12 protein-coding genes are annotated in these 23,334 nt (G+C 48.3%); 2 read left to right on the top strand and 10 right to left on the bottom strand.

Annotated elements, in window-relative coordinates:
• A partial coding sequence (locus tag HQM11_12655) for an Ig-like domain-containing protein (GenBank protein MBF0351876.1) occupies window positions 1-2,055 on the bottom strand: 2,055 nt, incomplete at its 3' end.
• A 306-nt stretch (window positions 2,056-2,361) separates the two neighbouring features.
• On the opposite strand from HQM11_12655, the gene HQM11_12650 reads away from it, so the two are divergent.
• A complete protein-coding gene (locus HQM11_12650) occupies window positions 2,362-6,036 on the top strand; it encodes a hypothetical protein (GenBank protein MBF0351875.1) in 3,675 nt (1,224 codons plus the stop codon).
• Window positions 6,033-6,785, top strand: coding sequence for a response regulator (locus HQM11_12645; GenBank protein MBF0351874.1), 753 nt, complete (start codon window positions 6,033-6,035; stop codon window positions 6,783-6,785). Before HQM11_12650 ends, HQM11_12645 begins: the two co-directional genes overlap by 4 nt.
• Window positions 6,786-6,931: 146 nt before the next feature.
• Here HQM11_12645 and HQM11_12640 read toward each other — a convergent pair whose 3' ends face one another.
• The 9 genes from HQM11_12640 to HQM11_12600 form a co-directional block, all read right to left on the bottom strand.
• Window positions 6,932-12,781 carry a GAF domain-containing protein gene (locus HQM11_12640; GenBank protein ID MBF0351873.1) on the bottom strand — a complete coding sequence of 1,950 codons (5,850 nt, stop codon included), beginning with the start codon at window positions 12,779-12,781 and terminating at the stop codon, window positions 6,932-6,934.
• A gap of 52 nt (window positions 12,782-12,833) precedes the next feature.
• On the bottom strand, window positions 12,834-14,906 hold the full coding sequence (locus HQM11_12635) for an LTA synthase family protein (GenBank protein MBF0351872.1): 2,073 nt from the start codon (window positions 14,904-14,906) through the stop codon (window positions 12,834-12,836).
• Window positions 14,907-14,916: 10 nt separating this feature from the next.
• Complete coding sequence (locus tag HQM11_12630; protein MBF0351871.1) at window positions 14,917-15,627, bottom strand: arginyltransferase; 711 nt, start codon at window positions 15,625-15,627, stop codon at window positions 14,917-14,919.
• The gene (gene ftsZ / locus HQM11_12625) at window positions 15,624-16,604 is read right to left on the bottom strand and encodes a cell division protein FtsZ (protein ID MBF0351870.1); all 981 of its coding nucleotides are present in this window, start codon (window positions 16,602-16,604) and stop codon (window positions 15,624-15,626) included. The genes HQM11_12630 and ftsZ overlap by 4 nt, the downstream gene beginning before the upstream one ends.
• A 649-nt stretch (window positions 16,605-17,253) precedes the next feature.
• Window positions 17,254-18,810, bottom strand: coding sequence for a hypothetical protein (locus tag HQM11_12620; protein ID MBF0351869.1), 1,557 nt, complete (start codon window positions 18,808-18,810; stop codon window positions 17,254-17,256).
• A 35-nt stretch (window positions 18,811-18,845) separates the two neighbouring features.
• The gene (locus HQM11_12615) at window positions 18,846-20,825 is read right to left on the bottom strand and encodes a pentapeptide repeat-containing protein (GenBank protein ID MBF0351868.1); all 1,980 of its coding nucleotides are present in this window, start codon (window positions 20,823-20,825) and stop codon (window positions 18,846-18,848) included.
• 133 nt (window positions 20,826-20,958) lie between these two features.
• Window positions 20,959-22,233 carry a hypothetical protein gene (locus tag HQM11_12610; protein MBF0351867.1) on the bottom strand — a complete coding sequence of 425 codons (1,275 nt, stop codon included), beginning with the start codon at window positions 22,231-22,233 and terminating at the stop codon, window positions 20,959-20,961.
• A complete protein-coding gene (locus HQM11_12605) occupies window positions 22,230-22,487 on the bottom strand; it encodes a DUF2249 domain-containing protein (GenBank protein ID MBF0351866.1) in 258 nt (85 codons plus the stop codon). The genes HQM11_12610 and HQM11_12605 overlap by 4 nt, the downstream gene beginning before the upstream one ends.
• Window positions 22,484-22,900 (bottom strand): hemerythrin domain-containing protein, encoded by a 417-nt coding sequence (locus tag HQM11_12600; protein ID MBF0351865.1) that lies wholly within the window; start codon window positions 22,898-22,900, stop codon window positions 22,484-22,486. Before HQM11_12600 ends, HQM11_12605 begins: the two co-directional genes overlap by 4 nt.
• Window positions 22,901-23,334 lie beyond the last annotated feature (434 nt).

Here is a 23,334-nt window from a genome sequence, read left to right as displayed (position 1 = left end):
CGCGCCGGAACCTGAAGCACTGTTGTCGGAACTGGCGGTGGTGCCGTTGGTGATCGTCGTCGCGTTACTGTCCTCAATATGAGCGCCCACGACAATGGTGGTGCCGGAGACTGCCACGTTGATACCAAAGTTGTCGCCTGATGCGGCGTTGGATGCCTTGAAATAGGCTTCATGGGCCCAGGTGGTGCCGCTCCGTTTGAACACATACGCCGCGCCGGCTTCGCTCTGGCTGTCGTTGTCACTGACGGTGGTGCCATTGGTGATGGTCGTCTGATTGCTGTCTTCCTGAGGCGCTCCCACCACCACGGTATCACTGTCTATCGCAACGCTGTAACCAAAGGCATCATTGGATTCAGCATTGGGAGCCTTGAGATAGGCTTCCTGCTCCCAAGTGGTGCCGGTACGTTTGTACACATACGCCGCACCGGATTCGCCCTGGCCGTTGTTGGCAGTGGCGGTGGTGCCGTTGGTGATCGTCGTCTGGTTGCTGTGTTCCGTAGAAGCGCCCACTGCCACTCTGTCACCGGAAATCGCGACACTGTTACCAAAGTTATCATTGGTCTCAGCATTGGGCGCCTTGAGATAGGCTTCCTGGGCCCAACTGGTGCCGGTGCGTTTATACACATACACCGCTCCGGAATCGGAAGCGCTGTTGTTACTACTGGCGGTGGTGCCGTTGGTGATGGTGGTTTGATTGCTATCTTCCCATAATACGCCCACAATCATCGTGTCACCGGAGATGGCGACCTTGTGACCATATTGATCATTCGTTTGGGCATTGGCGGCTTTCACATACGCCTGTGGGGCCCATAATGGTACTGTGGTGAAGCCGGTGCCTTGGGTGGAGGCGGAGGCCAGGGCATTGCCCGCCGCGTCCTGAACGCCGGTCGTCACCCGGATTTTATAGGTGGTGCTCCCGCTGAGATTGGCGGAAGGCGTGACCGTGAAGGTTTTGTCGCTGTTGCTCGCTGTGGGCGACGCTGTCATTTGCACACAGGTGCTGAAACTGTCGGACGAAACCTGCAAGGTGCCGGAACAGGTCGTGTCGGCGGTGTTGGTGGTCAACGTCGAGGTTTTCATGGCTTCGCTGAACGTCACGCTGATTGTGCTACCGACCGCAACTGACGTGGCCGCGTCCGTCGGCGAGGTGCTTGCGACCGTCGGCGCGGTCACATCCGCGGTGGTGAAACCGGTGGCCTGGGTGGAGGCGGAGGCCAGTGCATTGCCCGCCGCGTCCTGAACGCCCGTTGTCACCCGGATTTTATAGGTGGTGATTCCGCTCAGACTCGCCGCCGGGGTCAGGGTGAAGGTTTTGTCACTGCTGTTGGCAATCGTCGAACTCATGGCCACGCAGGTGCTGAAACTGTCCGAGGAAAGCTGAATATTGCCGCTACAACTCGTGCCGGTGTTGGTGGTGATGGTCGAGGTCTTCATGGCCTCGCTGAAGGTCACGCTGATTGTTGTGGCGACCGCAACCGAAGTTGCCGCATCCGTCGGCGAGGTGCTCGAAACCGTCGGAGCCGTGGTATCCGTGGCTGTGCTGGAACTGGAACTACTGGAACTGGTGGTTGTGCTGGAACTGGAGCTTGTGGTCGAATCGGTGGTCGTACCGGACGTATCTGCGGTGGTTGTGTCGGCACTGGCGGCGTTCACCGTCACGAGGACTTCTTTTTGATCCTTGGTGATTTCGGTTTCTCCCGTCAGCCAGTGTTGTGGCCGATCGGTGTTCTCCACTCCGTGTCGGATCTGCTTGCTCACTTCGACCCGGATGGTGTAGGTTCCCGTCTCGGTGAATATCAAGGAGCAGGTTTCCTCTCCGGAACAGGCGTAGAGCTTAACATGATCCTGTTTCCAGGCGATTTTGTCGTATTCGGACCCGGATGCGTCGAAGGTCACTGTTTCCCCGACAGAAACCGTTTCGGCGGAAGCCTGCAATTGGGCTTCCACCGGCAAATCATTATAACATCCGCCCAGACTCAGCCCACCGGCCAGCAGGGCGATCCACAGCTTTCCACGAACAGCAATCTGATGACGATGACTGAAACCACTACGCATATTTCCTCCTTGGGAATGATGACAACGATTTTGGGGATTAATCATAATTGGGTCTGTATTTGTTTTTCCCCTCATCCGCCCCTCTCCCAAAAGGGGCGAGGGATTAGTGGATGGACCCAATTATGATCAAACTTGGTTACGAATGGTATTCCATAATGGATTGCGATCCCACAAATCAATTGAAATGTTTAGACATTTTTAGACAAGAAAAAGGGTGTTGAAAATCGTGTCTAAAAATGTCTAAAAATGTCTAAAACATCATGATGGGAAACACCCTGGAGGGAAGGATTGAGTCAGAGGGAACTTATGAGGAACCGCAAACCCACAACCGGACCATTTTTACACCATTTTATTTTTCGATCGTTCCTGACACGCGTCCTGTATTGGGGAATCTGTCTGTGCGGGTTGGCGGGAAACGGACTTCGCGCCGAGTCCCGGCCTCTCCAATGGGAACAGGTGTTGTCCTTGGGAGGGCTGATTTTGGATGTGATGCAGGATGAAAAGGGCTTTTTCTGGTTGGGAACGTCCATAGGCTTGTATCGGTATGACGGCGTCAAGCTGATTCATTATCCGAAAAGTCCCGGTTCGATTTCGGATGAGTTTGTCCGCACCGTCCATGAATCCAGGGATGCCCTCTGGTTTGGTTCCTACCAGGGTTTGGACAGAATGGATAAATCGACGGGACTGTTCAGAAATTTTCGTCCATCCCAATCCCAACCCGGTGAAGATATCAAGGACGATTACATTCTGGCGATGTTTCAGGATTCACACGGAATCCTCTGGTTTGGCGGCGAACAGGGGGGCTTGTTCCGGTTGGAACCCGCCACCGGACATTTTGAAACTTACACGCATTCCGCCGATATCCCGACTTCACTCAGTGACAATCATATCACCGCGATTGTGGAAGACGCGGCAGGCGTTCTCTGGATCGGCACCCATCAGGGGCTGAACCGATTCGATCCTGCAAAGCAGGAGTTCACCCGCTTGTTCCTTGCTCCGGATGATCCGACCCTCCCGGGCGGCGAAAAAATAAAGGACTTGGTCAGAGATCGAAGCGGCTTTTTGTGGGTCCTCACCGAACGTGCCCTTTGGAAAATGGACCCTGCGACCCTACAATTCACGCGGATGGATGACGAACAAAACCGCTTTTCCACGCATCCGGCACAGATCGCGGCCTTGACCGCCACGTCTCAAGGCACGGTCTGGCTGATCTCGCGTCAAGGCATGATTTACGAGGTGGACCCGCAAAACGCGAATCATCCCGGCACGATGGTCAAGCCGACCAACATCACGCATTGCATCAATCCACAAAATATTGTGGTCGATTCATCGGATATTCCCTGGGTGTTTTGTCTGTCCGGTAAAATTTACAAAGGCATCACCAGGAACTTTGACTTGTACCAGCATGATGAACGGGACCCGACCACGCTCGGCAGTAACGTCATCTTCGCGATTTTTCCCGATCATACGCAACAAGTCTGGATCGGCACGAATAGCGGATTCAACCGCTTTGATCCAGTCACGGAACGGTTCACCCGATACCCGCCCGCGATCCTGGATCATGCCGGTGCGTCCCTGGAATTTCCGATTGTCACAGCCATCAACGAGGACGACAGGGGGCGCTTGTGGGTGGGTTCGATCAATCTGAATGAAAGCATTCTCAGCGTGTTTGATCCGCAAAACGGTGTCTATGTGAAACATTGGCGTCATGATCCCGACTCCCCCCAAGGATATCCTCGTAGCCAATTCATCAATCAAATCCATCAGGATCAAGAACAGCCGCAACTTCTCTGGCTTGCCGGATATGAAAGCGGTTTGGTGCGAGTGGATACGCAAACTCAACAATTCAGCGCATTTCTTCCTCAAAATTTTCTGCCGCAAACAGTCAATTCCAATAAAATCAATCGTATTCATGAAGACTCTCAAGGACGCCTTTGGCTGGGATCCCAAGGGAACGGCCTGCTGGTTTTTGATAAACAGCGCCAGACCTTCAGGCAGTATCGGCATGATCCACAGGCGGCGAACAGTCTGGCGGATGATCAGGTGAACATGGTCTCCTCGGACAGCATCGGCAGGATGTGGCTGGGAACCGAAAGCGGTTTGAGCCGGTTTTTTCCGGAAACCGGGATGTTTCAAAATTTTTCGACCGGGGATGGTTTGCCGGTGAACAATGCCTATGGAATTTATGAAGGGCAGGATCGATTGCTCTGGATCAGCACCAAAAACGGTCTTTCCCGGTTTGATCCGCAAATTCAGAGGTTTCACAACTATTTCAAGGAAGACGGATTGCAGGACAATGTGTTCTATTATTTCGCTCATGCCCGTCAGCCCGATGGTATCCTCTGGTTTGGCGGCCTCAATGGTCTCAATCGGGTGGTTCCGTTGCGGATGAAAGAAAACAGCCATCCCCCCCAAGTGGTCATGACCTCCCTGAAAATCAATGGAGAACCCTCCAGACTCCCCCTCTATCAACAGGACCATATTATTCTGCAATGGCCCGAGGACTCGATGGAATTTGAATTTTCGGTGCTGGAATATACCAATCCCGAAAAGAACCGGTTGTCCTATTTTCTGGATGGGATCGACACCGCCTGGCATGACAGCGGCACCAGACGTTATGGGTTTTATCCTCATTTGCCGGGAGGCCGCCATACCCTTCTGGTCCGTGGGAGCAATTCCAATGATGTCTGGACTGACCGGAAAATCACTGTCACTGTCATTCCTCCTTATTGGCGAACCTGGTGGTTTCGCGGCGGCATCGGGTTGAGTCTGCTGGGGGCGCTGTTCTGGTATGTTTTCAGAAAATTCCTGAAGGTCGAACGTTCCCGGCAACAACTGGCAAAAGAGATCACGGTTCAGGAGGAAAAACTCAGCAACGCGGATAAGATTCGTGAATCCATGGATCAGGAACTGTCCATCCGTTATCAGGATTTGTGGCGAACCTCCGAAGCGTTGAAGCAGAGTCAGGAACGCTATGCCCGACTGGTGGAAAAATCCCCGGATGGCGTGGTCCTGATCCAACAAGGGCTGGTCCTGTTCTATAATTCCGCCGCAACCCGTCTTGTGGAAGCAGATGTGCCTCCAGAGTCCTTTCTGGAATGGCTGGACCTGTCCGGGATTGAACAACCGGTGGAATGGTTCCATCAACAGATCCAGGCCGGTGTTCCGTTTGAAATCATCATCCGCACTCCCACGGATCGTAAGGCGATCGAAGCCCATGCCGCCCCGTTGCGGCAAATGCCGGAGGATTCGTGGCTACTGATTTTACGGGATATCACTGAACGAAAAAAAGAGTTGCAGGCCCGACAGGAGTTTTTGCAAAACATTTCTCATGAATTGCGAACCCCAGTGGACAACATCGTCCGGTTTTCCCGATTTCTGACGGATGGCGTGCAGTGTGTCCGTCCCAAAATCTCTCAACGGCGTTACCTGGATATTCTGGAACAGAATGCCCGGAAAATGGCACGATTGATTGCCCAGTTTCTGGAACTCTCCAAACTCCGGGAGGATCTGCCTGTCGAATTGTTTCCGGTGAACGTGGATCTGATTGTTCAACAGGCCTTGAGTCTGACGGAACTGCTGAGGAAACCGGAAGTGATTTTGAGCTACTGCCCGACAGATCAAGAGCTTGAAGTTTGGGCCAATCCTTTTTATCTGGAAGATATTCTGTGCAATCTGATCACCAATGCCTATCAATACACCCCATCCGGACGGATCACCCTGAGTTGTGAACGTGCGGATCAGGAAGTGATTTTTAAAGTGAAGGATACCGGCATCGGCATGGATGAACACGCCTTGAAAACTCTTTTCACTCGTTTTCGCAGGGCTCAGGATGTGCTTGGCACTCCGGGGACCGGGTTGGGATTGGCGATTGTTCAGGCCCGCCTGAAACAGATGAACGGACGGATTGGCGTGGAATCCGTGAAAGGAGAAGGTTCGACCTTCTGGTTTTCTCTCAAACTTTGGCAACAGGAAGCATGAAACAACAAAAACGCATTTTGCTGATCGAGGACAATCCCGACACCCGTCTGGGACTCAAGATCGATTTGACGACCTATGCCCAGGCTCGCGTGTGGGAAGCCGAGGATTACGAGGACACCCTCCGGATGCTGGACCGTATCCCGATGCCGCATCTCATCATTACCGATCTGATGATGCCCTCTGGAACCGATGCCGGATTACGGCTGATTGCCCATTTTCGTGAAATGGAGCGGTTCCGCTATATCCCCATTCTGGTCATATCGGCCAGGGATCAGGCCCGGGACCTGGAAGAAGCCCTGAGGCTCGGCGCCACGGACTATCTCATCAAACCGTTTGAACTGAGGGATTTACTGGCGCGAGTGGAGCGGGCCCATGAATACAGCAAGAAACTGAAAATCGTCAGTGAACCCTCTTCCGGGGGCGTAGCGGATCATTCCCGGAAGAGTGGCCATCATCGTCAACTGCTGGTGAATACGTTGAACATGGCTGTGTTGTGCTGGGAAAATCTCACAGGGGAAAAGAAAGGCGACCTGGCCTTGAAATCCGGGATGTGGAATGTGACTAAACACGCCAATGGCTCCCTCAGTAGCCGAACGATGGATCGATATTTATCGTTGCCCACGTTTCCGGAAAAACCGAAAATGGCCCTCATTTTCGGCACCGTAGAATTTGTATTGCAACACATGCCGGAACATTCCAGCACCAAACAGCAATTGAGCCACATGCTGGAGCAATGCAAAAAACACTGAGGGATGGAAGGGTTGTTGAGTTCTTCTGATGATAACGGATTTAGGGGAAGGCTCCGATAACCTCCCAATGAAGCTGAAATCAAGAGATTTTGGAACCACTGCCCACAGGTGTAAAATGTTCAAAGTCCAACATTATGTTGATGAAATTATTTTTCAGAGTCCTCTTGCATAGTCAGTGGAATCTCGACATGAAAACAGGTTTTTCCCGGAACAGAGTCCACCCGAATCAAGCCTTGATGCCGTTCGATGATTTCTTTGCAGATGCTCAAACCCAGACCAGTGCCTTCACCTTTGGCTTTGGTGGTGAAAAACGGCTCAAAAATCCGGTTCTGGATTTCATGAGGGATGCCAGGTCCGCTGTCTTCAATTTCCACAAACACCCGTTCCTGATCTCGTTGAAGCCGTATAATCAGTTCCCCTTTCCCATTCATGGCCTGAATGGCATTGTGTATCAGATTGGTCCATACCTGATTGAGTTGATCCGCATTACAGCGTACCGGGGGCAATTCGGCATATTCCCTGTGGACGATAATGCCGTGTTTCCATTTATTCCGCAGGATCACCATTGTGTTTTCCAGATCATGTTTCAGATCTGTTTCAATCCATTGCGATGAATCAAGCCGGGCGTGATGCTTGAACGCCTTGACCAGTTGTGTGATGCGGTCCACCGCGATTTTAATGTTGCGAACATGAATCCTGCTCAGACCCAGTTGCCGCAACGATTGCTGAATCGTCTCACCGACAGCACTTTGAAACAATGGTAAAAAAGGCGGAATACTCTCCCCGCTGAAGCCTACCATTGCCAGATCTCTGGCCCAGACTCTTGCTTCAGAAATCCCGGCGTCCGCCATCGGCCCCTGAATACCTGACGCGATTTGCCGTTGTTCACGGGTGGTCAATTCCTGATTGAAGGTTAAAATGGTCTGACAGGCCTGAAAATAAACATCCCATTGTTCCACGGGCAGATTTCTCAAAATCTGGCTCATCCCTGACAGGAGCTCGACATAATCCTGATCAATTTCCTGAATCGCGGCCTGGATCGCACCAGCCGGGGTATTGATTTCATGGGCCACACCAGCCACCAGCGATCCGAGCAGAGCCATTTTTTCCGATTGCACCAGTTGGACTTGTGCGTCCTGAAGTTGTTGATGTTGAAGTCCCAGTTCCTGTAAGGCCTTTTCACGTTGTAGCGCATTGTATTGGCTGGCGGCACGGTCTTTTTGGCTTTGTTCATAAAGTTCTGCGTTATACATGGCATTGGCCAGTTGATTGACATAACGCTGGATAGTCTGCTGTTGAAAACCGGTGAGCGTGAACGGCGCGTCTGTTCTGGCGAAAACCAGAACACCAAAGGTACGCATCTGAATATTGAGCGGATACAGCAGATAAGCCTGCGCACCGGCAATTTCATGAAATAAACGGTCTGTCGGTGTGAAGGCTTCCAGGAGTTCGGGGGTGATGGGTGACACACACGACAACCTGTTTTTCAGCAGAGTTTCACACACCAGACTGTGATTGGGCACTAACGGCATTTGAACCTTTGACAGTTGTTCCTGAAAATTATAATTGGCGCTGACACCATAATATTTGACCAGTTCCAATTGTTGTTCAGCCTCTTTAACAATCCAGATACCGATCTGGTCAAACCTGAAAATTTCTTCAAGAACCTCGGCAAACACTGTCATGACTTCATCCAGATCCAAGGTCGCGTTGACAGTACGGATCAGATGGTTCATGCGGCTGATTTCCTCACGATCCTGCTGACTTTGTTCATAAAGATACGCATTGTGCAATCCGGAGGTGATGGTTTGAACATAGCGTTCAATGGTTGCGATTCTGGATTCTGTCACGTTGAGTTTGAGTGAATGTGTGAAAAATGACAGCAGTCCGAAGGATTGATTCTTTTGTAGCAGAGGATACATCAGCATGGATGCCATCAAGCCTTCTTCAAAGAAATGCCGATGCGTCGGCACCTCATAAAACTCTGGCCTTTCGTCAGGTTCCGGGCGCACAATGAATTGCGGTTTGGCACAGTTCAAGGTGGTGTGGAACATTCCGCCTGTCTGGTTCATGGGAATATTGAAGCGTTCATGTTTATTCTCCAGCAACTGTGCTTCAGGAACCAGCGCGTAAACTGTGGATAATTTGAGCGTTTCCGTATGCGGTTCCAGCACATGCAGCATCAAACCATCAAAGGGGTAATTCTCTTCCAGCGCATAATCAAAAAACGCTTTCAGAATGTCTTGATGCCGGAGGGATGAGTTGGCCGCGTCCATCAAATGATACAAACGGGAAAGTTCCTGTTCATGACGCTGGGTGAGTTTGAGCGTTTTGGCCAATTCTCCCCGTTGAAGTTTAATGTTGTTATGGGCTTCAGTCAATTCCCGTTGCTGGTTTTGGCTCTGTTCATACTGCAACGCGTTCTGGATGGCCGCGGCGATTTGAAGCACATACTGCTGGATGGATTCGATCCGTTCCTGCGATAATTCAAAAAACAATTGCGAATGCCCGAAGTGGATCACACCGATGGAATGATTCTGTACGGTCAACGGGAAAAAAATATAGGATTGCGCCCTGGAAACCTGATGGAATCGTTGATCAGAGGCCATGAAATGTTCCACACTGTCTTCCCTGATCCGGCTGACATAGACAGGTTTCCGGGTTTGGTAACATTCTCCCACCCAACTGGCGTGTTCGCCATCGAGCGGAAAGGAACAACTCCGGAGATCAGCCCGATCCTCAGCAGAAAGACCTGTGCCATACAGTTGATGAAAAATCAGGTTTTCGCCCTCCTCGTCAGGCAGGAGAATTCCGATCTGATCAAAAAGAAATACCTCCTGCAGGGCCTTCATGACCTTGTTCATCACTTCGTCGAGATCGAGCGTTGAATTAACCGCCTGAATCACCTCATTCAAATGCGTCAACCGGTTGCGGGCTTCCTGCAGATCCCAGGTTCTGATCTGAATGCGTTCTTCCAGTGAACGCACCAGATTGACATTTTCAATCACAGACCCCAACTGAAAAGAAATCGCCCGCAGAAAATGTTGTTCTTCCCGTGAATACAACTGCCCGTTCGCTTTGGTTTCGAGACCCAGAACACAGGCCATCGCCCCCTGAAAAAAGACAGGTGAGACCAGGGCGGTTTCAGACAGAATATCCCCTCCCTGGATTCGGATACGATTCTGTCTGAGCCATTCATCCATCTTTTCCTGAATCATCAGACTCTGTTTTTCATACAAGGCCATGACAAGGGGATGTTCAGCGTTGATCTGTACTTCCTCTCTGGAAACATAGGGCCAGGTCTGTCTCGTCCTTGATGAAAAACGGTATTTTCTGGTCGCGTCCGGTTTGACATAAATATTTCCCTTGAACGAAAGAGCACCCTTGTCCGCAAAAATAATCCAGCATGAGTCAGCCTCCAGGTGATACAGGAATCGGGGTATCAACACATCACAGATGTTTTCCGGTGTCAGTGCCAGAGACAACTCCACACGGGTTTCACCCAGAACCCGTTCCATGTCATATCTGGCTGAGGGAAACAATAAGTCCAGAACAGCGTCGATACTGGTGCGGCTTACCTGAAACAACACTCGAACCGCCAGCGTCGCAATGATCAACGACAGAATTTCTGTATGAACTCTCAAGGTGATATAGCACCCGATGACAAGGGTCATGAGGAGCAGGAGAAACACGAATTGATGAATGATACTGCGGGTAAAATACAGCACTTCCTGAATATAGCGGTTGAGCAGACCATAGGCCATGAAACCCACAGCCAGAAACGAAAAGTTCCCGAGCGGATAGATTTCAATGCCGTACACAGCCGGAATGTCGCCCAGATTCAGCAACATCGTGATGAGGGAACCTCCCAGAAAAAACAGGAATGTTCGTTTCTGGTGATTTTCACGGGATTGCCTCCAGGCCTGATAATAACAGCGACAAACCACCACCAGCCCCACCGCCAGAAACACACAGAACACGTTGAACATCAAATACTGACGTGGATAAAACCCCCAATAATACCGTGTTACTTCCTGGATATACCAATCGGTCTGGGTAAATAGGGATAACACCACACTGACTGCGTAAAAAAAGTAGATAATCCATCGATTTTCCTGATGACGCTTTGCCAGTCTGTAAGACAGATGCACATTCAGTCCGATCATGTAAACCAGAAAAAAATGATCGAGCCTGATGATCTTCAGGGCAAATTCAGGTTCGAAGACAATCCCGGTCAGCAGGATTTCCATGCTGAGAAATCCATAAATCACACAGATCAGACTGAACAGAATGGATTCCATGCTGAGATAACCGGCCCTGATGGAAACAAAGGACAGAAACAGACACATGAGAAACGAGATCAACGGGGGAATGCCATAGGGATAAATGCCTGCCAGAATTTCAAAAAAAGAATATTCTGCGATCACATTTCCCGCGGCAATCAATAAGGCCGCATAAATCACTCCGAGTCCACCCAGGGAAAACAATCTCAGTGTTTTTTCACGCGCGTAATCGCTGATTTCCAGGATATCATGCCTGAAAATCCCATACGCCATGATCAGGATGGCCACAAAAGAAAAGTTCCCGAGCGGATACAGTTCCACACCTTTTGTCGCCGGAATATTTCCCAGATTCAAAACAGCGGTGATCATTGTTCCTGTGAAAAGAAATACGAGACGAATTTTTTCGGCTGATTCTGCCGTTTTCCGCCATGCCCGGAACAGTAACACACTGTTCCATAAGATGAGGGCCAGACCAACTCCCCCGAAAAATTGGAAAGCCCAGTTCCCCTGGCCGAAATATCCAAAAAAATACTGATACATGGAATCCTGATAATAGTGCGTTGTCTGAGTGAGAAACATCAGCAGCACACTTGCGACATAGCAGGCACGGACCAGCAGACGGTCAGGATTGCGTGTGACGGAATAGACCAGATGGGTGTAAACGCCGAGCTGGTAAACAAGGAAAAAATGGGCAAACCGGGTGAACCGGAGAGCCATCAATTCCTGAAGAAACAAGCCCTCCATGATTTTATCCAGACTCAACCACCCCCACAGCGTACACAACACACCAAACAACAGGGTTTCGACATCCCGTTTTCCTTTCAAAAAACTGAAGGACGCAAGCCCCAAACTCACAAGGCATGACAACAAAGAGGGAATGAGCCAGGGAAAGACCTTGTCGAGGATTTGTTCAGGAAACACACCTTCGCCACTGAACAGCAGGAACAGCAGGCAAAAAGCGGTGGGCAACCAGACGAAACCGGTAATGACTCGTGGCACGTAGCCCCGATAAAACCAGCTTTTCGCAGTGTCCAGAATGTTGTGCTGCAAAATGCCGTAAGCCATGAGCAGCAACGGAATAAAGCCCAAATTTCCCGGAGGATAGACCGCAATCCCCATCGTGGGGAACAGATTGCCAAGCGTCAGAAACGCATTCGAAAACACTCCTGAAATGACAAATTTCAGTTTGAGGCGCTCTTCCCGGTTGCTGGATTTCTGATACCCCCGCACCAGAAGCCACAAGGCATAGATCGAAACAGCCAGTGCGACAGTCGCATAAATTTTGAGAAGCGGACCACTCTGTGAAAAATAACCGAAAAAATATAGGTTGACGCCACTGAGATAATATTCTGACTGGGTGAACAGCATGATCACCGCACTGAAGCCGTAGGCGGTGTACAGCGTTTTTTTACGATCACGAATTCCCAGAATTTCCCATGAAAAATGCAGCAGTAACGGAATAAAATACACAAAACTGATGTGCTGTAATCGTGAAATGGTCAGCACTGCCACAGGAGACGTCAACAAAGTGCGGATAAACAGATCCAGATTGTACAACGCGAAATTGAGTACCAGAAGGGTAAAAAGCTGATTTTCACGAACATGCTTCCCCACCCGGATCGTGAGTGAAACAAGAAAGATCGAAACCACCAAGGTCAGCAACGGTGCGATCGCATAAGGAAATAACAAATCAAAACGAATCGAATGTGTCATAGTGCAACCTGCTAGAGTTCAAGGATTATATTACTCATATCTCATATTGGGTTCAGTTGTGTGTGCTGAAATCAGGAAAGGCCTCTTTTGCGTCGTCCTGTTTGAACTGGAAAAAATAATGCAGTCCTGTTCGTCCCCAACTCAATATCTCCTCTCTCAGCAATTGTCCTGATTGCACACATCCCTCATCAAAACAGGCCTTCATCCTGTCTGTGGCAGGATCTACCCGATAAAGCTGTTCCTGATACAGACAGATATCACTTAGACAATCGATCCATGGTGAATTGAGAAATGTATCGGTTGAGGGTTCCAGCATGGTATGCCCCCAACTCCTGAGGCGAACAGGTTCTTCATTGAGCATGGAGAGCAACGTTGGCAGCATGTCCAGATGGGTTCCACGGTGTGTGATTTTCAGTTGAGGCTGTTTGAGCAGCTTGGGGGCATACACCAGCAGAGGAATCCGGGAAGTATGGTACCGTTCTTCCGGTGGCCAGCGAAACCCACCCTGGATCGCGTGATCGCCTGTCACAATGAACAGTGTTTCATCAAAATAACCGGACGCTCTGGCCTTCTCGAAAAATTCACCCAGGGCCTTGTCCGCATAAGCAATGGTCTTGAATCTCCGTTGGATATAATCGGGTTTATCCGTCGGTGGCAAAGCCTGTTCCACCGCCGGGGGCGTCTGAAACTGAAATGATTCCGGAACACGATAGGGGGGATGATTGCTGATGGTCAGAACAAAATTAAAGGTGGGTATTGAGGAGGATTCCAGATGTTGATGCAGAAATTCATACAGATTTTCATCATAGGCGCTAAACCAGCCTGTGTCTGACCTGGACACATTGTTTTCGCCATAAACCTGTTCATAATTCCATTTTGAAAAATAATAATACAGATGATGCCATGTCAAAGGTCCACCATAAAAGAAATGCGGTTTGTAGCCTTTTCTATTCATGGCTTTCGGCATTGTATCAGGAAAGGGATTCAAGGCGGCTGAAAAATTGTATTCATAAGGGAAATTGCGGGGTAACGGAATTCCCAGAGTCGCCTTGGTCAGATTTTCCATGGTCAGTGCGCCCGCGGGAAAATATTCCAGAAATTCCATGGACTGCTCTCTCAACGCCGTGAAATTCGGTGTGATTTTATGTTTGAAATCCTCGACCTCGATTTTTGTCACCCAATCCCCAAAGGATTCCAGGAAAATGAGCACAATGTGTTTGGGCTTTTTCTTCAAATAACGCTGAAAGAGCCCCGGTACTTCATATTCCATGCTGAGATATTCAGGTTCCGGCTGTGTCACCCTACGACGGGAATCCAGCGCCGCATATCTTTCGAAATCAGGACGGACCTCCTCCACACCCAGTTTCATGGTATCTTTCTGATGTTTGATGTTCCAAACCGGCAGAAAATCTTTTTCCCAACTCACATACAACGCATACCAGGGATTGCTGTAAGTCAGGTTGAGATGCGGATGAGGTGTTCTGAGTTTTTTGAACTGGGTGATCAATGGAATGCCGAAGGTTCCCCGGCAACCTAAAAGCACCAGCAACAGAATGGCAGTAAGTTTCAAAGGATGTTTGAGAGAAACACGTTGTTCCCAATGGAACGCCGGGCGGGATAACCCCCAATGCAATCCCAAGGCTCCCAGACTGAAGGCCAGAATATCCCGGACAATGGGCAGAACGGGAATTTCATCAGGCAGACTGAACAGAACCCTGGCCATGTTCTCCCCACCACCGCTACTGAATTCCCAGAACAGTGGATTGAAGTGGTCATGGTAATAAGAAAAAAACCAGTGATCAATCAAAAGACATAAAATACTCATTGCCGTCACAAAGATCCGCCAGCCTGTGAAGAACTTGCTCCACCGGACAAGCGGCCGATTTTCGGCCCCCCACACCAGCAGAAACAGTAAAAGCACAGGTGGCAGGATCAGCAGGGACGACACGGAAATATCCATTCGTCCCGCATCAAAAAATGTCTGAAAAACAGCCTTGACTGGAATCGGTCGGGGAAGTGTTTCCGGAAAAAACGCGGTAAAAAAATAGACACGTTCTATGGTGAACAGCAGAATCAGCGTGAGCCAGGTGGTGAATAATTGACGAATAATTCTGGTAAACGGCATGAGGGATTGTCTATTGAGATTGCACTGGATGCCATGTTTGATCAATCAGAATTTCAGCAGGCTGATAATCCGATTTGTATTTCATGGCAGGTGAGTCTTCAACCCAGTATCCGAGATAAACCCAGTCGAAACCTGATTGACGGGCATATTCAATTTCACACAACATGGAGAAGACTCCGGGGCGTCTGGAGGAAAAATCGGGGTCAAACGCAAAATATACAGAACTGAGCATGGTTTTCAGTTTATCGACCCAACCCACTCCAATGAGTTGATTGTTGAGATAATAACACATCATTTTTGTGGAAACAGGGCTTTCCATCAAAAATGAAACAAACTCCGGCTTTTCAGGAGGCGCTGGAGCATTATGCCATTGAAGTTGATATTTCCGGTAGAGATTGAAAACCTCGTCATCGAAGGACACTGGTCTGAACTCAATGCGAATATCAGTGTTTTTATTCCAGGCTCTACGCTGACCCCTCGTAGGTTGAAAGGAATGAACGTTGACCCGTAACGGAAGACACATGCTGCAATTTTTACAGACAGGATGATAGATGGAACATCCGCTTCTCCGAAAGCCCTGGTTCAGCAGTGCTTCATAACTTTCAGCAGAAAGATTATCCATAAAAAAAGAGAGGTTTTCCCATGTGCCTTCCGGGCGGTAGGGACATGGGCCATTGATGGTGTGATACAGGGGAACTGTGGTCTCAGGGAGGGTTGTCATGGCATGGGGTGATCATGGTGCGGAAGTCCGGTGGCAATCACAGTGACCGTTACATGATCACGCATATCGTCAAGGGTGGTCGCTCCAAAAATGATATTCACGTCATCATCCGCCATTTCCTGGATGGAGCCAATAGCTTCATTGATTTCCAGAAGTCCCATGTCATTGGATCCCATAACATGCACCAGAATCCCTTTGGCGCCACGGATGTCGGTATCTTCCATCAATGGACTGTTGATCGCATGCCATGCGGCTCTGCGCATTCGGTCATCCCCAGCGGCTGTGCCCTTACCAATCACGGCCCGGCCCATGTTTTCCATGATGGTTTTCACATCAGCGAAGTCCACATTGATGGTCCCCACATGATTGATCAGATCGGTGATGCCTTGAATCGCGTTCATGAGAACTTCATCCGCCAGATGAAACGCGTCCAGCAGGCTGGTTGTCTGATTGGAGGCGCCCAGCAGTTTATCATTGGGAATCACCAGTAGCGTGTCTGTGCAGCCTTTGAGTTTTTCAATCCCCTGCAGAGCGACACGCATGCGTTTTTTACCTTCAAACGAAAACGGCGTGGTGACCACCCCCACAGTGAGGATATTTTTCTTTTTGGAAAGTTCCGCAATGACAGGTGCCGAGCCTGTCCCGGTTCCACCCCCCATTCCTGCGGCGATAAACACCATGTTTGCACCCTCCAGATGCGCTTCCAGTTCCTGGAGTGTTTCTCGAGCCGCGGCTTCTCCAATTTCAGGTTTGGCTCCCGCACCCAGGCCTCTGGTCAGGTTCTTGCCCAATTCAATTTTGAGCTCAGCCGTGGTACGGTTCAAGGCTTTCATATCCGTATTACAGGTAATGAACTCCACATTTTTGACGCCCACGTTCACCATTTTGGTAACGACGTTTCCCCCACCTCCGCCGGCACCAATCACCTTGATTTTGGGAACAAATATTTCTGTTGAAGTTACGAAACCGTTGATCATGAGCAATCCTTAAACTGATAACACGCATTGAAGCCTGAAAAACTGTCGGATCATGATTGAAGCCGTTGAGCAACTGGATTCAATACATTCTGCGCGAACAATTCAGGGAATTAAATGAAGTCTGAAAAATTGGCTATAACCTATTTGAGGTATTTCCACAAGAGAGGTATTTTTAAAGCGGACCGGAGTCTAACCATATCCATTCAAATAGTCAAAAAAATTTCTTGCATTATCCTGATTATAACGGATTTAGAGAAGGCCTCCGATAACCGTCCAATGAAGCTGAAATCAAGAAATTTTATAGCCAACTATCATGATATCTCGACAGTAGTAAGTTCTCAGCTTTCAGTTCTCAGTTTTTACGAACTGATTGAAATTATTATGATTTTTAATATAAGCATAAAAGTTTCTTTGAAAGTTTGATATTCAGAAAACTTTTATTTTCAATGGCTTATAAAAATCTGAAGGCTGATAACTGAAACCTTACAACTCTTGAGATGATAACGGAATTGGTTGAGCCGTTCAGCAGTAATGGCCAGGCAGATCACACGATTCGGGCGGGGTAATACTTTCAGATTCGAGATATCCATAAATACCTTTATAACCGATCATGAAATTATTATTTTCATGATCGGTTATCTCAATGAATTTATAGCCTCAACAGTCCCAATTCCAGTGGTTGGTTTTTGGGGAAAAGCAGGATGCCGTTGGATTGTTTGGGAACACGGAGTTTTATAACATTGTATGGACCTCTGCGCACAAAAGTCATGTGTCCCTGAAGATTACTGGATTCTTCGTAAATTAATGAAAGATGCTGTTCATAGAGGGTGTTTGGTGGTGGTTTGACTGGAGGACCAAAGCCTTGTTTAAGCATCAGATTATATACATTTTCACGTCCCTGATCCAACATCCATTCTGACATTGTTTCTGTGATGAGCTTCTTTTCAAGAGCACGTTCGACCACACTGGCCATGTCAAATTCAAAGCCGTTATCTTCATAAATAATATAAACATTGTGATCATCCTGCTCCACCTTGAGCAGGATTTCGGAAACAAGATGTTTTTTCGTCATCTCACGTTCTTTGGGAAGTTCAAGATGCTCGACAATCAAATATCTGAGAACATTGATGAGGTATCTGCAGATCAAATGCTGTGCATAGTGATTTGTGACAATGATCCATTCGCAGGAAATATGAAATCTGAGACATTTTCCCAGTTCATGGGACAAATCAGCCGCAATCGATTTCAATCGACCCAAGGTTTGATTCAAGACCACCTTATCCATCAGTTTGAGATATCCCATACATTTATCAGCATGTTTTCTCACAAGATCATTGGGGTTGTCATAATGAATCAATTGCTGAAGAATTTCAAAATCCTTGATCATTTCCTGATACTGGCGCTCTTCCATTCCCAGAGGACTTCTCCTGATGCGAAAATAGCCGATATCCTTGCGATATCTGGAATAACTGGCCACCGCGTTTGTCACTGCAACCAGCGAATCAAAGGTTTTCCAGGTTTCCTGAAACGCTTGAAAACTCTTCAATGACGATTCTGGTTGCGTTGTCATTTGTTCAAGAATTTCTTCAAGTTCAAAACAGGTATCCACCATTTGATGGAGTTGTAACCATATTCCAATTTTTTTGATACGATCGAGTGATGATTCTAAATCCGGTAACTTGATCAAGTCATTGTCCTTGATGATCATGGAGATGGTGTTGGCCAGTATGGCAATATCCTGGACAGAATAATTGAAAAAAGCTTCACCGAAACTGAGTCCCCTGTGGCATTGTTCGAGTTGATCCATAAAAATACGACGATCCTCCTGATCAATGTGGTTGATCTGATCTTCAGGGATCAGATGCAGGATCAGAAATAGGGGGCTTTGTTTGTTTCCCAGATAAATGCTGAATTTCAGATGATACTTCAGGTTGTTGTGATCAATCGTGAGAACAGGGCACCGGTTTTCTATTTCCGGGATTCCTCTGGGAGGAGAGAGTTTGATGGTTTCGATCCAATGAAAGACCTTATCCAGATCTTCAATATCATGTTTGGCGAGGATACTGCTGTAAAGATTATTGTTGTTCAGATCTTCCTGATGAGGCCAGAAACCCTGATATTCCGGAAAATAATGAAAATTATTATAGATCAGTTTACTCGACTGGAATTCCATTAAACAGAACGGCAGATGGCAAAGTTTGATCATGGTATGACTCTTGTTTCAATTTTAATAAATAATTTCTAATTCACGCGTTTTTTGGGGGGGACTTTAACAAAAATCAGGGCACCCTGTAAAATTTTACAATGATAATCAGCATCTTTCATAAAGACCAGAGCATCTTCCATCAACGCTCCATTCTCGTGAGCCTTACGGAGTTCCCGCTCGGTTAAATCTGTACCACGAAGGTCTGCTTCTCTCAAATCAGCGGTTGACAGATTGGCACCTGAGAGCATGGCATTGTTCAGTTTAGCGCCTTTCATCCGGGTTCCTGTCAAATTGGCCCGCCCCATTTTCGCATGACGCAAATCAACTTTTTCCAGGTAGCAGTGGCTCAGATTGGCACCACGAAGATCGACATTGGTCAGATCGACTTTGGATAGATTATTTCCCGACAGATCCGCATTGCGTAATTGAGCTTCTGTCAGTTTCACACCCGAAAAATCGACATTTTTCATCACCGCGCCTTCAAGATGCGCTCCTGTCAGGTCAACGCCAAGCAAATGAGCTCCTGTAAACAACGTTCCTTCCATATTCGCGGATTTCAGGACAGCACCCGTCATGTTCGCGTGTTCCAGGTTTGTTTTTACCAGTTGGGCGTAGGAGAGGTCAACCTGAGTCAGGTTTGCGCTGATCATCTGACACTCATTCATTTTGGCACCACGCAGGAGTGTGCGTTCCAGAATCGCATGATTGAATACCGCTTTCACCAGGTTGGCATTGATCATGTAGGAATCCGTCAAATTGGCGGCTGTGAAATCTGAATTTTCAAGATTTGCCTGATACAGGTTGGCTTCCACCAGGGACGCATTGATGAATTTGGCGTTTTGAGCTTCACAGCGACTCATGGAGGCCCCAGTCAAGTCCGCATGGGAAAAGTCACAATCGTTGAATTGCGCGTCCATGCTGACACATCGTTTCAGCATGGTATGGTCAAACTGACACCCGGGAAAAATACCTTTGATCAAATTGGCTTCTTCCATCTGGCAATGGCTGAAATGTACCCCGGTTCCACGGGATAAATACAAATCCATCCGCTCCATGTTGGATTCTACAAACCTTGCATGATCCAGAACACATTCTTTCATCGCACTGAACCGGATGTTGGAAAACGAAAAGTCAGCATGGCTTAAATCCGAGTTACGGATATCTACAGACAGATGTGACTTTTTAAAATCCGCATGTTGGAGTCGGGCATTCATGATTTGGGAATCCAGCAGCTCACACTCACTGAAATCACAATGTTCCAGAACAGGATCCAGAAAACGGACAAACCGCATTTTTTGACGCTTCCACGAGGTACTGACAGATTGGATTCCATGAAACGATATATCATGGAATTCCAGGTCCTGTAGTTCCATATTGGCCCAGTAGGGCATCACTTCATCATCCATTTCCCTGAAGGCCAACGAGCGGCATAAATTCAGCCACTGTGAGAAATAGAGGGCATCTGTTTCCGCATCACAGGGACGCCAGCGCAGGTTTAGAAATTTGTGGCATTCCTGCAGCAGACGAAATACAAACAATCCGGTTCGGGCATTGCAGTAAACAATCGAGACCCCCTGCCCCTTGATGGATTGGAACCTCACATTGAATACAAAATCAGCCACAAGTTCCTGTCGAATGATCCATCTGAAAAAGTTTTGAAACCGTTGAATCAATTCCTGAGCAATCCCGGGGCCGGCATCGATTCCACTCATGTGGTCGCAGAAGCCGTCAAACAAAGGTGTCACTTTCTGGTCATGGAGCTCTTCAAACAACTGCAATAAAATTTTTTGATCCGATTCATTCCAACCGGTTTTTCGTGGATGATGATCGGTCCAGTTGAGCAGGTTCTGGTGCAACCATGCTTTATCCAGTGATAAAACTGGTGCTCCACCGCTTAAGCCATCGTTGCGGCCATACTCAGCCCCACTTTGAGACGCAGAGGCTGGACCAGGCGTTTGCTGTCCGGGAGGAACCGTAATTGGCCCAAGGTCTGTGGCCATGTCAAAGTCTTCCAAAGGCGACTCCTTGATTCATCGGGTTGAATAAAATATCAGGTATTATGTTGCTTCTGGCAAAAAATAAACCAAATGTGAAGGAGAAAAACTGATAAATTTGCATAATTTGCAAAAGGGAATGACTCGTTCTACGTTAAAGGGCGACTATTGGTTGGGCGATCCGGTAGGCTTTGAACAGGTTGATGAATAGAAAGGATGAAGAAATTATCAGCAAAAATCCCGCAACCCTGATCATTTCGCTGGATTGAAATAGAATTCCCGGCAGCACCAAACCTGTAAAACCGGCATAACAAAACCATTGCCCCCGGGCATGGCGGTCTGAGAGGATATCTTTTAGCAACGGAATTTTGATTTTGCCTGCAAGCGAACTGAAACGGTGAAACCAGATCAGGAACGGAACAATTTTATAAAGCATCCCCTGCGTGATGGACATGGCGAAACCTGCCAGAAAAACAGCGCCCAGCAGAAGAGGCATCTGCGGCAATTCATTCCAGATGGCAACCCAAACCAGTAGACAGCTTGCAATCAGAAAAAACAATCCCTGCTGCCAGAACAAGAGGGGTGAATCCTGTATCTTGCGTTTCCTGCGAAAAAGCATCTCCAGCATTTTTCCCGAAAACATCAGAAAGCCGGCTATTCCGGGAAGCACGCACAAAGCCAACCACCATCCTGAAGATTCCGTTGCCAGGCAGATTGAAACCAGAATCAGGCTGATTGCCAATCCTGTCAAAATCCAGTGGGCTGTGCGTCCCGGGAACGCGCCTGTAAGATAAAACATGGGGATGACATGAAAGCCCACCCCCGCAATCAGACAGCCAATCCAGCCGGTAAAGGCCCATGACACATGGATTGTCCGCATGGTTGACGGCGAAAAAGCGAGGGTGTTCCAACCCAGATAACGTGACAGCATGAACAATCCGAGACCAACCACGACACTACCACTTGCGACAGAAATTCTCATGGCATGAACAACAGGCTTGTCAGCTTTAACAGTCCAGAGGGCAATGGCGATCTGTGTTAAAAACAAAACAAATGCCAGCATCAGGCAGAGGAATGCCACTGTCAGTACCGGACGATGAAACCAGAGCATTCCACCAGTCAATCCCGCTATCCCGAGATTCAGCAGAGCATGAACCCAACGGGCCAGTACAATTGCCGGCACTTTATTTCCGACAAGAACAGGAACCATCTGATAAAAAGCCCCCATCATGATCATGGTCAGCCAGCCCAGGGTAAGGAGATGTGTCAGACTGACTGTTTCAAGGCTCCATTGAGATTGAAACAGGGAGAGGCCTTTCCACAAGAGCAGCATTCCCGCCAATATTCCGTAAACGGGAGCCATGATAAAAAAACGGAAGGGAATATCTTCGGGAGGAGCTTGTTCAAGACTGAGACCGGAGGTTCTCATGAGGGATCTTTCCAGATGTCCAGTTCGATGGAACCATCTTCAAATTCTGTCAGGTGATACGTCAGTTCGCGTTCGTCCAGTTTATCAAACAGCAAACAGGGCTTTTGTCTGTGGAGCATCCGTAAAGTCTGGTTTTCTTCCAGCACATTGAGTGCTTCCAACACTCTCACCAAGGGTTCCGGCGGCAACAATTCCCTGCAATCAATGGTGAGAATGATTTGGTTTCCCTGTGTGTTTTTCAAGGTTTTAGTCATACATCCGTCTGTTGCATTTCTTTCAAAAGCCCTTCAACACTTCTCAAATGTTGGTCACACATGGGATACAGCATGTTTTCTTCTTTGGCGTTGTGTTGTTGCATCAGGATCAGCAGTGTCTCCCCAAGACCAAGAACCTGATCGGTGTCGTGTTCATCCAGTGCGTTTTTGATTTGATCCAGCATCCCTTTGATTTGCCCATGTTCCATGCGCATCACCTGGGTTGGCCCGCGGGTCATGCCTGTTTCTGCTTCGAAGGCGGGAAACAACACGTCTTCTTCCATGTTGAAATGACGTCTCATGCTGATCTCAAAGGACCGCAGATCCTGCTCCCCGGCATCCCATTTTCCTTCAAGGAGAGCTGATTCCCCCTCCGCATAAAATTTGTCGCAAAGTTCATGTTCCTGTTGCATGAAACCAGAGACGGATTTTCCAGCGTGTATGGCGGCTGGTGCTTTGATGAGTTCACCGGTGTACGATCCCTCTTTGGAATAAACAGGGGTCCATGAATATTGCCCCCACAGGGATTCCTGTATTTTTTGAAGTACAGGACTGAGAGAAAGAGTATTCTCAAGGATCAGCGCCTCTCCCTGTTTCAAAGATTTGAACGCATCCAGAACTGTCTGAAAATGATTCTCGGGCAATATGGATGAAAGCTTCACTACCTGGTGCATAAACCTCCCATGGATGTTATCGTTTGTACGTTCAGAAAGAAGAGGTGAAACATAAAAAATACTATTAAAAAGACCAGTTAATATTTGGATATATATTCAGTGTGAGTAACCAACTCACATTGCAGACAAATATGTCAGATGATGGTTGTCTGGTGAACGGAAATGAAACTCCG

It is taken from the genome of SAR324 cluster bacterium (assembly GCA_015232315.1).
Lineage (GTDB): Bacteria > SAR324 > SAR324 > SAR324 > NAC60-12 > JADFZZ01.
The sequence above is the reverse complement of the archived record's forward strand: the minus strand, read 5'-3'. Positions and strand labels throughout refer to the sequence as shown.

Coding starts and splice junctions, on each gene's coding strand:
- HQM11_12640 (MBF0351873.1), bottom strand. CDS start 12,781: ATGACACATTCGATTCGTTTTGATTTGTTATTTCCTTATGCGATCGCA.
- HQM11_12600 (MBF0351865.1), bottom strand. CDS start 22,900: ATGCAACAGGAACATGAACTTTGCGACAAATTTTATGCGGAGGGGGAA.
- HQM11_12650 (MBF0351875.1), top strand. CDS start 2,362: ATGAGGAACCGCAAACCCACAACCGGACCATTTTTACACCATTTTATT.
- HQM11_12635 (MBF0351872.1), bottom strand. CDS start 14,906: ATGCCGTTTACCAGAATTATTCGTCAATTATTCACCACCTGGCTCACG.
- ftsZ (MBF0351870.1), bottom strand. CDS start 16,604: ATGATCAACGGTTTCGTAACTTCAACAGAAATATTTGTTCCCAAAATC.
- HQM11_12620 (MBF0351869.1), bottom strand. CDS start 18,810: ATGATCAAACTTTGCCATCTGCCGTTCTGTTTAATGGAATTCCAGTCG.
- HQM11_12645 (MBF0351874.1), top strand. CDS start 6,033: ATGAAACAACAAAAACGCATTTTGCTGATCGAGGACAATCCCGACACC.
- HQM11_12610 (MBF0351867.1), bottom strand. CDS start 22,233: ATGAGAACCTCCGGTCTCAGTCTTGAACAAGCTCCTCCCGAAGATATT.
- HQM11_12605 (MBF0351866.1), bottom strand. CDS start 22,487: ATGACTAAAACCTTGAAAAACACACAGGGAAACCAAATCATTCTCACC.
- HQM11_12630 (MBF0351871.1), bottom strand. CDS start 15,627: ATGACAACCCTCCCTGAGACCACAGTTCCCCTGTATCACACCATCAAT.